Raw genomic sequence first — 11,131 nt, forward strand, 5'->3', positions numbered from 1 at the left:
ACCATGAGCGAAGTCAAAGACGTTATTGTACAGGGTCTGTGGAAGAATAACTCCGCGCTGGTGCAACTGTTGGGCCTGTGCCCCTTGCTTGCGGTAACCTCCACCGCCACCAATGCGCTTGGCCTCGGGCTGGCAACGACGTTAGTTCTGACGCTGACTAACACAGCGGTCTCCGCCCTTCGCCGCTGGGTTCCCGCTGAAATTCGTATTCCCATTTACGTCATGATCATTGCCTCAGTGGTCAGCGTCGTCCAGATGCTCATCAATGCTTTCGCTTATGGACTGTATCAGTCCCTGGGGATTTTTATTCCCTTGATCGTGACCAACTGCATTGTTATTGGCCGGGCAGAAGCGTTTGCCGCTAAAAAAAGCGTGCCGCTCTCTGCGCTGGACGGCTTTTCCATCGGTCTGGGCGCGACAAGCGCGATGTTTGTGCTTGGCTCGCTGCGTGAAATTCTGGGTAACGGTACACTATTTGACGGCGCGGACGCACTGCTCGGTCCGTGGGCTAAAGCGCTACGGGTTGAACTCTTTCATACCGATACGCCCTTCCTGCTTGCGATGCTCCCACCCGGCGCTTTTATTGGTCTTGGCATGATGCTGGCGGTAAAATACCTGATTGATGAACGTTCTAAAAAACGTCGGGCGCAGGCCGCGGTCAATACCGTGATTTCCGCCCCTACGGCGTCAGAGAAAGCCTGATGAACAAACAAAAACGACTGACTATCCTTACCCGCTTGCGTGAAAATAATCCGCATCCCACGACAGAACTGCATTTCACCTCACCGTTTGAATTGCTGATTGCGGTGTTGCTTTCTGCCCAGGCGACTGATGTCAGCGTCAATAAAGCGACCGCCAAATTATATCCGGTGGCCAACACGCCGCAGGCGATGCTTGAACTCGGCGTTGACGGGATTAAGTCTTATATCAAAACCATTGGCCTCTATAACAGCAAGGCCGGGAACGTGATTAAAACCTGCCGAATGCTGATTGAATTACACGGTGGCGCGGTGCCGGAAGACAGGGCTGCCCTCGAAGCGTTGCCGGGCGTCGGACGTAAAACGGCAAACGTAGTGCTCAATACCGCGTTTGGCTGGCCCACCATCGCGGTCGATACGCATATTTTTCGCGTTTGCAACCGAACACAATTTGCCCCAGGTAAAAATGTCGAACAGGTGGAAGAGAAATTACTTAATGTTGTCCCTGCGGAGTTTAAAGTGGACTGTCATCACTGGTTAATTTTGCACGGGCGTTACACCTGTATTGCACGTAAACCGCGATGTGGCTCCTGCATCATAGAAGATGTCTGTGAGTATAAAGAAAAGGTGTATGCCTGAGATCGCGCCTGGCAGGCAAAAGATAATGTCCGCTGCCTGCTGACTTTGGTTTTTGCCGCCGGTTAAGTTTTTTCTCACCCTCTGCTTTACCCTTTTTCGCTGCGTTAGACTCTCTTACCAGTGAAATCCTTTTTTCAGAGCGAAAATTTTCTAAGCGTTAACCTTACGGGTCATTTATTTAACGTAATGTTAAGAATTTGTTCTTACCCGGCGTAATTACATTTACATTACTTATATGAAACCATTGCAGAACAAAACAAAAAACCATCTTTTTTTCAGAATATAGCCCATATCACTACAAAAAACGTAAAACAGCAAAATATATCGCCATTGCGCCAGCTTTACCGGCTTTTACCAGTTTAAAAAACCACTAATAGCGAAACATTGAAATTAAACGCTGGATAACATTTGCAGAGCAGGTTAATTATACGGTAAAATTTATGTGTAACAGACTATTACAAAAGTATTGCCTGAGTGGACAGGATAGTGAACATTAGCTGCCGTTTCCCCTCCAGAATAACTATAAAGCGGATGTTTATTGAGCATCCCACCGAAAACGCCCCCGTTGATATGGGATGTAAAAAAAGAGGTATATGTGTCAACTGCAAACAATAAACCAACAGAAAGCGTGAGTATGAACGCTTTCAAACAACCAAAAGCGTTCTATCTGATCTTCTCGATCGAGTTATGGGAACGTTTTGGTTTCTATGGCCTGCAAGGGATTATGGCGGTTTACCTGGTAAAACAGCTGGGTATGACCGAAACGGACTCCATTACGCTGTTTTCATCCTTCAGCGCATTAGTCTATGGTCTGGTCGCTATCGGCGGCTGGCTTGGCGATAAAGTCCTCGGTACCAAACGCGTCATTATGCTTGGCGCAATCGTGCTGGCAATCGGCTATGCGCTGGTCGCCTGGTCCGGTCATGATGTTGCCGTCGTCTATATGGGTATGGCAACCATTGCGGTAGGTAACGGTCTGTTTAAAGCTAACCCATCCTCGCTGCTTTCTACCTGCTATGCGAAAGATGACCCGCGTCTCGACGGTGCTTTTACCATGTATTACATGGCCGTCAACATTGGTTCCTTCTTCTCAATGCTGGCAACTCCATGGCTGGCAGCAACGTTCGGCTGGAGCGTGGCGTTCGCCCTGAGCGTTGTAGGTATGCTGATCACCGTGATTAACTTCGCCTTCTGCCAGCGCTGGGTTAAACAGTACGGTTCTAAGCCGGACTTCGAACCTCTGAAAGTCGGCAAACTTTTAATCACGATTGTAGGCGTTGTCATTCTGATCGCAATTGCCACCTGGCTGCTGCACAACCAGGGTATTGCACGTATGGTTCTGGGCGTTATTGCGCTGGGTATCATCTGCATCTTCGCTAAAGAAGCATTCTCAATGCAGGGTGCTGCACGTCGCAAAATGATTGTCGCGTTCATTCTGATGCTGCAGGCTATCATCTTCTTCGTACTTTATAGCCAGATGCCGACATCGCTGAACTTCTTTGCAATCCACAACGTTGAACATGCTATTTTCGGCATTAACGTCCAGCCAGAACAGTATCAGGCGCTGAACCCGTTCTGGATCATTATCGGTAGCCCGATTCTGGCCGCTATCTATAACAAAATGGGCGACACGCTGCCGATGCCGACCAAATTTGCCATTGGCATGGTGCTGTGCGCGGGTGCGTTCCTGGTTCTGCCGTTAGGGGCTAAAATGGCTACCGATGCCGGCATCGTCTCTTCTGGCTGGCTGGTCCTGAGCTATGCCCTGCAGAGCGTTGGTGAACTGATGATTTCCGGTCTGGGTCTGGCGATGGTTGCACAACTGGTGCCGCAGCGCTTGATGGGTTTCATCATGGGTAGCTGGTTCCTCACCACGGCGGGCGCTAACCTGATCGGCGGTTATGTCGCAAACATGATGGCCGTTCCTGAAGACGTTACCGACCCTCTGGTTTCCTTACAGGTCTATAGCCATGTCTTCATGCAGATCGGCATTGTTACCGGCGTCATCGCTATTCTGATGCTGCTTACAGCGCCGAAACTTAACCGCATGACACAAAGTGACGAGAAAGACGTGAAAGCAGCGCAGACGCCTGTCGCGTAATATCATCGGGAAACACAGACTTTTGAGCCGCTAACTCCGTTAGCGGCTTTTTTTTTATCGGCTGCCGCACTACCATACGAATACGCATACTGTTGCCTTCGAAGGGGTGTACTGATGAAGCTATTTTATAAACCTGGTGCCTGTTCTCTCGCTTCACATATCGTTCTGCGTGAAAGTGGCGTGGACTTTACGCTGGAAAAAGTCGATCTGGCAAATAAACGTCTGGAAAATGGTGGCGACTTTTTCAACGTCAACCCCAAAGGCCAGGTTCCGGCCGTTCAACTGGATGACAACACGTTGCTCACTGAAGGCACCGCAATTATGCAATATATTGCTGACAGCGTACCTGACCGCCAGCTTCTGGCGCCGGTAGGCAGCATTACGCGTTATAAAGCCCTGGAATGGCTCAATTATGTTGCAACTGAGCTGCACAAGGGATTCACCCCGTTGTTCCGTCCCGATACGCCAGAAGAATATAAACCCGCCGTGCGCGCGCAGCTAGAGAAAAAATTGCGGTTCATTGAAGAGGCATTGAGTGATAAGCAGTGGATTAACGGTTTACGTTTTACCATTGCCGACGCCTATCTCTACACTGTTCTGCGCTGGGCGCGTGCGGTAAAACTCACGATGGACGATCTGAGCAATGTGAATACCTATATGGATCGGGTTGCGGCACGACCTGCGGTGATTGCCGCGCTGGCAGCGGAAGGACTGTCGTAAAGTTTCTTGTGCCTGAGCCAAAAAATCAGGGGCGTGGTTTCCCGCGCCCCTTCTTGCCTCGCTGATTTACTTCCAGCAGACCAGGCAGTAGTTTTTCTTACCCCGGCGCAGCAGAGTATAACGTCCGAACAGACGATCGCTGTCAGCAAAGGTATATTCCGGATCGGTCTGTTTTTCGCCGTTAATGGTGACCGCGTTAGAGGCGATAGTTTTGCGCGCCTGACCGCGAGAAGGCTGAAGTTCAGAGTCCACCAGCGCCTGCATCAGATCGGCACCTTTCTCCATTTCGATCATCGGCACGCCGTCCTGGGCCAGCTGTTCAAAATCGGCTTCGCTCAGGGCGCTGAGGGTGCCGTTAAACAGGCTTTCGGTGATGCGTTTCGCCGCCGTCAGACCCTCTTCACCGTGCACCAGACGCGTTACCAGCTCGGCCAGTACGTACTGTGCACGCGGTGCTTTACCGCTGTTTTTGTCTTCTTCTTCCAGCGCGTTAATCTCAGCGATATCCATGAAGGTGAAGAATTTCAGGAAGCGATAAACGTCCGCATCCGCCGTATTGATCCAGAACTGGTAGAATTTATACGGGCTGGTTTTCTTCGGATCGAGCCAGACTGCACCACCTTCAGTTTTACCAAATTTAGTGCCGTCTGCTTTGGTAATCAACGGAACCGTCAGGCCAAACACCTGATTTTGATGCAGTCGGCGCGTCAGATCGATGCCGGAAGTAATATTCCCCCACTGATCGGAGCCACCAATTTGCAGCGCAACCCCATGCAAATTATTCAGGCAGGCAAAATCGTAGCCCTGAAGCAGGTTATAGGAGAACTCAGTAAAAGAGATCCCCTGGTCGTCACGGTTGAGACGCTGCTTGACCGCTTCTTTGTTAATCATCTGGTTAACGGAGAAGTGTTTGCCGATATCGCGCAGGAAGGTCAGCACATTCATGCCGCCAAACCAGTCGTAGTTGTTGGCCGCAATAGCTGAGTTGTCGCCACAATCAAAATCGAGGAACGGCGCAACCTGTTTGCGGATTTTATCCACCCACTGTTGCACCGTATCTTCGGTATTCAGCTTTCGCTCGGCGGCTTTAAAGCTCGGATCGCCAATCAGGCCAGTCGCGCCCCCCACCAGTGCAACAGGTTTATGCCCGGCCTGCTGGAAGCGTTTCAGGCATAACAATGGAACAAGATGCCCCAAATGCAAGCTATCAGCGGTAGGATCGAAACCGCAATAGAGTGCAATTGGCCCTTGCGCCAGTCGCTCTGCTAACGCTTCTTCGTCCGTAATCTGGGCAATAAGCCCCCGCTCTTGCAATTGTTTAATCAAGTTACTGCTTGCCATCAAAATCTCCATGTATAAAACGACTGCACCTTTGCCGGTACACGACTGTTCGCCTGATGCGAAGGGGTTATAGAATAAAGCGCCGGAATCAGGAGTACCAGTACATAAAACAACATTTTGCCATCATTACGGTGCCAGACGATCTATTTTCCACTCATTGCCGTCACGCTGGTATAAAAAACGATCGTGCAGGCGATTTTCGCCCCCCTGCCAGAATTCCATTTGTTCATAGCTCACCCGGAAACCGCCCCAGAAACTCGGCAACGGAACCTCGCCTTGCTGGAACTTCTGCTTGAGTTCAAGAAACTTACTTTCCAGAATACCGCGCGCGGAAATACGGCTGGACTGCCGGGAAACCCAGGCTCCGATTTGACTGTCACGAGGGCGACTGTGGAAGTATTTAATCACATCAAGCGTTGATAACCGTTCGGCTTTACCGATGACCATGACCTGACGCTCCAGCATATGCCAGGGAAAAAGCAAACTGATACGCGGGTTTTGTTCAAGATGATGCGCTTTACGACTGCCAAGGTTGGTATAAAAAACCAGCCCTTTTTCGTCATAGTGTTTTAGCAACACAATCCGCTGGTACGGTTGTCCGTGTTCATCAACGGTTGCGACAACCATTGCTGTCGGATCGGCAAGCCGGGCATCGCACGCTTGTTTGAGCCAGCGTTCAAACAGCGCCAGAGGTTCCGGAGGGAGATCGTGGCGACGGAGGCCGCCCTGGGTATATTCACGGCGCAAATGCGCAATGTGCTGGAGATCGTCATTATCTGGCATAGCGTTTGACCTGGACTGTTATCTATCACGTAGCGCTATTGTGCGCTGCCCAGGTCTAAATCTCAACGCTTCGCCGTATGCAACTGACAGTTGTTCAGAACAATACGATCGCGGTTGTAAACCGTTGCGCTATCACCTTTCGACCAGAAGACCCAGATCCCGTCGGTATACCGCGAGCCAGAAGCGGACAGTCCCTGCTTAAGCGTGAGCGGTTTATCGTCATAGACAAAATTCACCTCCTGACGCGTATTATTAAGCTTTACGGTTAACGGTTTTTCGTCGCACTGGTATTCAAGAGTATCAGTATGCATGCGCTCAACCATTTGACCATAATAACTACAACCGGCAAGCATGAGCGGGAAGACGGCGATGGCTATTTTTTTCATGAGACGGATCCTTCAGACGTTCCGAACGCGGGAGAATATTTCCATCCTCCCTGGAAACGTCCAGTCTACCGATAGACTAGCCAGTCGGTTATTCGGTTAACTCTTATTTTGCCGGGGATTAGCCGGATAAATCGCCCCCAGTACGGTCGCTTCAGATGCGCCAGTAACTGACGGCAGATTCCCTGGCTTCCCGGCGATGGTGCGCCATGCCAGCCAGGCAAACGCCAGCGCTTCCATATCATCGCCTGAGATCCCGGCGGCGTCGGTAGTAGAGACTTCGGTTCCGGCAAGGAGCCCGGCCAGACGCGCCATCACCAGTGGATTTCGGCTGCCACCGCCGCAGACCAGCAAACGATCGCAGCCGCCGTTGAGTAATACCTGCTCTGCGATGGTCACCGCCGTTAATTCCGCCAGCGTCGCCTGTACATCTCCGGCATCCAGTCCAGGGTAGCGCGATAAATGCGACTGAAGCCAGCCATAGTTGAAATACTCTCTGCCGGTACTTTTCGGGGCCGGGGCCGCAAAGTAAGGATCGCTGAGCATCTCCTGCAACAGCGGGATGATCACCCTGCCCGCGCTGGCCCATTCAGCGTCTTTATCATACGGTTTTTGCCGCTGACGCCAGATCCAGGCGTCCATCAGCATATTGCCCGGTCCGGTATCATAACCCCGCACCGGCTTAGACGGGAACAGCAGCGACAAATTGGCAATGCCGCCAATATTAAGCACCATTCGCCGCTCGTCAGGATGTGCTAACAGCGCATGGTGAAAGGCCGGTACCAGCGGCGCGCCCTGACCGCCAAGGGCCATATCGCGGCGACGAAAATCACCTACCACGGTAATGCCGGTGCGGGCAACAATCTGGTTATTATCGCCAATTTGCAGAGTATGTGGGGCATCACCACCCGGTTCATGCCATACGGTTTGCCCGTGGCAGCCGACAGCGATAATGTCTTGTGGACGCAGATTTTCCTGACGCATCAGCGCCTGTACCGCCTCGGCGAACAGACGGCCAAGACGGGTATCTAACTGGCCAAGTTGCGACAATGTCAGCTGTTGCCCCTGGCAAATGGCCAGAATCGCCTCTTTAATTGCCAGCGGAATCGGCCATGACAAGCTGGCCTGCTGCGCCACCATATTCTCATCAATCGTTGCGAGGACAACATCTACACCATCAAGACTGGTGCCTGACATTACCCCAATGTAGCGACCGGATATCATTCGTCTTCCTTAATTTTTCTGGCGATGGGTTTACTCCATCATAAAGCGACGCCTAATACTATGATCCGTTAATATTTTTTATCAATATTTGTACGACCGGAAGCGCGGTTTACGTCCCGTTCATCCTCGGCAGATTATTATTTTTGCTATTGTTTCGCCGCACGCTATGAACTATGGCGATGAAACGCATATAATTACTTATAGACGGATGCTCGCCTGAGCTTTCTTGGTGAACAGGAGATTCATAGATGATTTTACGTGCATTAGCCGTTTCGATGATAGGTTTTACGCTGGCAGGCTGTGTGAACAACAGCGGCCTGTCCGGAGACGTTTATTCCGCATCAGAGGCCAAACAGGTTCAAAATGTGACTTACGGCACTATCGTTAACGTCCGTCCAGTGCAAATCCAGGGTGGTAATGATTCAAATGCTATCGGCGCGATTGGCGGCGCTGTGCTGGGTGGTTTCCTCGGTAATACGATTGGCGGTGGCGCAGGTCGCTCTCTGGCAACTGCCGCCGGTGCCGTTGCGGGTGGCGTGGCAGGCCAGGGCGTTCAGGGTTCAATGAATAAAACCCAGGGCGTTGAACTGGAGATCCGTAAGGACGATGGTAATACCATCATGGTGGTCCAGAAACAGGGTGATTCTAAATTCTCTGCCGGTCAGCGTGTGGCTATGGCCAGCAATGGCAGCCAGATTACCGTTTCCCCGCGATAATGTTTTGTGCGTGGTGAATATTCACCACGCACGCCTCTTCCTCCCGCCTCGGCACCACTACCCCATACAATATTCGCATTATTAATTAGCTTTATATTCACCACATTAATATATTAAATAACATTTCTTGTTAAATAATTTGCTCCTGAGCAATACTTATATTATTTATAAGTTATAGAATAGTTACCAAACAAGCTGAAGACCTGATAATAGACAGCTTTGTTTTTGGTATTCCTCTGGACAACAGGAAGTTATTGATGAGTGCAAAAAAACGTCTCCTGCATCGTTATTTCTCTTTTTTTGCGATCTGTTTTATCGCTATTACTTTACTGGAGCTGGCGTTCGGACAGGTAATGCAACTTGATCAGTCATTCTCACCTCTGCTTTTTCCGGCGTTGACTATCTTTCTGCTGGTTTTTCATGTCATGGTCGCTGGCTTTATGCTGATGAAATACATGTGCGATAAAAAACACCTCTATCTTGTCGCTATCGCCTGTGCGTTTGCCGGCTCTGCTATTATGATGCTCGGCACGCTGCGTAGTTTTCCGGCCTGGTTTATGTGTGACGCTACCACTGACGCTAACTACAACGATGCCATCATCTTTTTTACTTTCCGTAATATGATGATGGCGATGTTATTTGTCGCTTCTATCGTTTTATTTCGCCAGCAAAAATGGGCTGCGCGGGGAGCAGGGTTTCATACGATTATCGTTTCAGGAATCGTCTTTTTTACGTTATTAATGTTAACAATGGCGTATCTCTATTCCAGCTATACTCCGCTATTAAGCGTTTCGCTGGTGGATAATGAAACGCATGCTTTTACCGCATTGTGGAATCACTTTTTCAGCTGGCTATTGGTCGCATTATGGACATTAACATTAATCACACTGATACACGTCTCCCAATTAAAGTCTATTTTTTGGTTTAGCGGCGGATTCTTTTGCATCTGTTATATCTTTACCATGATGTTTTTGCTTTCCGATCGCAATAGTGAGGGACTGGGCTGGTATCAGGCGCGTTTTTTCGAAGCGACCTCAACGTTGTTTATAATCTTCACTTTGCTGTACGACATTTTTAATCTCTACCGTGATTCGCAGAATAAATATCTTCATTCGTACCAAAATTCAATTCGCGATCCGCTGACCCGCTTACACAATCGCAGCTATTTTTACGATACCCTGGTCAAACAACTGACTGAAGCGTCTGCGTTCAGGCCCGTTTCGGTTATCGTCAGCGATCTGGACCATTTCAAGCGCATCAATGACACCTATGGGCATTTGCAGGGCGATAAAGTCATTCAATTCGTTGCCAGCATCCTGCAACAGTCCATCCGCCAGGATGATGTCGCCGCACGCATTGGCGGTGAAGAGTTTGCTCTGCTTCTGACCAATACCACCGCTCAGGATGCACAACGTATTGCCGAACGTGTTCGTCTTACCATTGCCGGGCATGATGCCGCGACCAGCCAGCAGCAACTGCCGGAACCCATCACGATTTCTCTTGGAGTCTATACCGCTACCCACCCTTCACTCCCTGCCGAAACGTGCGTAGAACGCGCGGACAAGGCAATGTATCGGGCCAAGGAGGCGGGCCGTAATCAGGTGGTGGTATGGCAAGAGTAAGAGCCTTGCATTATACAAGGCTCTGCCTTCACCCTTTTGCCTGCAGGTCGATAATATTGTGTTCCAGACGCTGAATCATGTTAATCAGCGATTCCAGCTCCTCAGGTGAGATCCCTGACAGGATCTCGCCGCGCGTTTTGCTGATTACGCCTTCCATTTCCGCAATGAGAGGTTCAGCTTTTGCGGTGAGCTTAATACGTTTCGCACGGCGATCGTTTGCACAGGTTTGCCGGGAGATAAGCCCCTTTTCTTCCAGCTGATCTAACGTACGAACCAGGGATGGCTGCTCAATACCTATCGCTTTTGCCAGCTGAATTTGCGACTGTTCGGGAGGTAGCTGATGTATGTTATGCAGCGTGACCCAATGTGTCTGCGTTAACTCCAGAGGTTTCAGGCGATGGTCAATCAGAGCCCGCCAGATTCGCACTAAACGTGCCAGGTCGGATCCAAGTGGCGATTCCAATTTCATCTCCTTATAATTAGCTTGCTAAGTTATTATACTGATTTTAGAATAGTGTGCAGCATTTGTATTGCCAAAACAAATGCATTGCCGCATTCGCTCAGGGAATTGCAATGATTTACACTGAGTAAACCGGTGCACCGTTTGCAAGCTTAGTTGATGCTGACGAGTCAATACTCATTTACTGCAAAGGATTTCTGCTCGTGGAGTTGATTTTCAATGCTTCAGGATTACTCCTGGAGGATCTGGTGGCTGGTGCATCCATCTACTTTCCCCCACTTTTCAAAGCCGTGATCGTGGGCTTCATTATCTGGCTTGTTGTTCATCGCCAACTGCGTGACTGGATGTATGCTGGTGACATCTGGCATCCAATGCTGATGGATCTCTCATTGTTTGCGCTGTCTGTTTGTCTGGCGCTGGTTATCCTTGTCTGGTGGTGATGCT

12 protein-coding genes are annotated in these 11,131 nt (G+C 50.1%); 7 read left to right on the top strand and 5 right to left on the bottom strand.

Going from position 1 to position 11,131, the window contains the following annotated elements:
* Positions 1 to 3: 3 nt before the first annotated feature.
* The 4 genes from P0H77_RS11670 (at position 4) to gstA (ending at position 4,158) form a co-directional block, all read left to right on the top strand.
* A complete protein-coding gene (locus P0H77_RS11670; RefSeq protein WP_276157089.1) occupies positions 4 to 702 on the top strand; it encodes an electron transport complex subunit E in 699 nt (232 codons plus the stop codon).
* Positions 702 to 1,337, top strand: a complete 636-nt coding sequence (nth, locus tag P0H77_RS11675; protein ID WP_276157090.1) for an endonuclease III — start codon at positions 702 to 704, stop codon at positions 1,335 to 1,337. The genes P0H77_RS11670 and nth overlap by 1 nt, the downstream gene beginning before the upstream one ends.
* 595 nt (positions 1,338 to 1,932) lie before the next feature.
* A complete protein-coding gene (gene dtpA / locus P0H77_RS11680; protein WP_276157091.1) occupies positions 1,933 to 3,438 on the top strand; it encodes a dipeptide/tripeptide permease DtpA in 1,506 nt (501 codons plus the stop codon).
* Between the two features lie 114 nt (positions 3,439 to 3,552).
* Complete coding sequence (gene gstA, locus P0H77_RS11685) at positions 3,553 to 4,158, top strand: glutathione transferase GstA (protein ID WP_276157092.1); 606 nt, start codon at positions 3,553 to 3,555, stop codon at positions 4,156 to 4,158.
* Between the two features lie 66 nt (positions 4,159 to 4,224).
* Here the strand turns inward: gstA and tyrS are convergent, their stop codons facing one another.
* The 4 genes from tyrS to anmK form a co-directional block, all read right to left on the bottom strand.
* Positions 4,225 to 5,499 (bottom strand): tyrosine--tRNA ligase, encoded by a 1,275-nt coding sequence (gene tyrS / locus P0H77_RS11690; RefSeq protein WP_276157093.1) that lies wholly within the window; start codon positions 5,497 to 5,499, stop codon positions 4,225 to 4,227.
* 126 nt (positions 5,500 to 5,625) lie between these two features.
* Positions 5,626 to 6,282: a pyridoxamine 5'-phosphate oxidase gene (gene pdxH / locus P0H77_RS11695; RefSeq protein WP_276157094.1), complete on the bottom strand. Its 657-nt coding sequence runs from the start codon at positions 6,280 to 6,282 to the stop codon at positions 5,626 to 5,628.
* Between the two features lie 62 nt (positions 6,283 to 6,344).
* Positions 6,345 to 6,668, bottom strand: coding sequence for a C-type lysozyme inhibitor (mliC, locus tag P0H77_RS11700; RefSeq protein WP_276157095.1), 324 nt, complete (start codon positions 6,666 to 6,668; stop codon positions 6,345 to 6,347).
* Positions 6,669 to 6,764: 96 nt separating this feature from the next.
* Positions 6,765 to 7,889 carry an anhydro-N-acetylmuramic acid kinase gene (gene anmK / locus P0H77_RS11705; RefSeq protein ID WP_276157096.1) on the bottom strand — a complete coding sequence of 375 codons (1,125 nt, stop codon included), beginning with the start codon at positions 7,887 to 7,889 and terminating at the stop codon, positions 6,765 to 6,767.
* Positions 7,890 to 8,137: 248 nt separating this feature from the next.
* On the opposite strand from anmK, the gene slyB reads away from it, so the two are divergent.
* Positions 8,138 to 8,605: an outer membrane lipoprotein SlyB gene (gene slyB / locus P0H77_RS11710; RefSeq protein WP_276157097.1), complete on the top strand. Its 468-nt coding sequence runs from the start codon at positions 8,138 to 8,140 to the stop codon at positions 8,603 to 8,605.
* 257 nt (positions 8,606 to 8,862) lie between these two features.
* Positions 8,863 to 10,227, top strand: a complete 1,365-nt coding sequence (locus P0H77_RS11715) for a GGDEF domain-containing protein (protein WP_276157098.1) — start codon at positions 8,863 to 8,865, stop codon at positions 10,225 to 10,227.
* 28 nt (positions 10,228 to 10,255) lie between these two features.
* On the opposite strand, the gene slyA is transcribed toward P0H77_RS11715, so the two are convergent.
* Entirely contained in the window at positions 10,256 to 10,696 is a 441-nt protein-coding gene (gene slyA / locus P0H77_RS11720) for a transcriptional regulator SlyA (protein WP_276157099.1), read from the bottom strand.
* A 194-nt stretch (positions 10,697 to 10,890) separates the two neighbouring features.
* Between slyA and P0H77_RS11725 the strand changes: the two genes are divergently transcribed.
* Positions 10,891 to 11,127 carry a DUF1656 domain-containing protein gene (locus tag P0H77_RS11725; RefSeq protein ID WP_276157100.1) on the top strand — a complete coding sequence of 79 codons (237 nt, stop codon included), beginning with the start codon at positions 10,891 to 10,893 and terminating at the stop codon, positions 11,125 to 11,127.
* The last annotated feature ends 4 nt before the right edge of the window (positions 11,128 to 11,131 follow it).

The sequence above is a fragment of the Superficieibacter sp. HKU1 genome, assembly GCF_029319185.1.
GTDB lineage: Bacteria > Pseudomonadota > Gammaproteobacteria > Enterobacterales > Enterobacteriaceae > Superficieibacter.

What these genes read in the sequence shown, in the direction of transcription:
- P0H77_RS11670 (WP_276157089.1), top strand. Translation starts at nt 4, where the DNA reads ATGAGCGAAGTCAAAGACGTTATTGTACAGGGTCTGTGGAAGAATAAC.
- nth (WP_276157090.1), top strand. Translation starts at nt 702, where the DNA reads ATGAACAAACAAAAACGACTGACTATCCTTACCCGCTTGCGTGAAAAT.
- gstA (WP_276157092.1), top strand. Translation starts at nt 3,553, where the DNA reads ATGAAGCTATTTTATAAACCTGGTGCCTGTTCTCTCGCTTCACATATC.
- tyrS (WP_276157093.1), bottom strand. Translation starts at nt 5,499, where the DNA reads ATGGCAAGCAGTAACTTGATTAAACAATTGCAAGAGCGGGGGCTTATT.
- pdxH (WP_276157094.1), bottom strand. Translation starts at nt 6,282, where the DNA reads ATGCCAGATAATGACGATCTCCAGCACATTGCGCATTTGCGCCGTGAA.
- mliC (WP_276157095.1), bottom strand. Translation starts at nt 6,668, where the DNA reads ATGAAAAAAATAGCCATCGCCGTCTTCCCGCTCATGCTTGCCGGTTGT.
- anmK (WP_276157096.1), bottom strand. Translation starts at nt 7,889, where the DNA reads ATGATATCCGGTCGCTACATTGGGGTAATGTCAGGCACCAGTCTTGAT.
- slyB (WP_276157097.1), top strand. Translation starts at nt 8,138, where the DNA reads ATGATTTTACGTGCATTAGCCGTTTCGATGATAGGTTTTACGCTGGCA.
- P0H77_RS11715 (WP_276157098.1), top strand. Translation starts at nt 8,863, where the DNA reads ATGAGTGCAAAAAAACGTCTCCTGCATCGTTATTTCTCTTTTTTTGCG.
- slyA (WP_276157099.1), bottom strand. Translation starts at nt 10,696, where the DNA reads ATGAAATTGGAATCGCCACTTGGATCCGACCTGGCACGTTTAGTGCGA.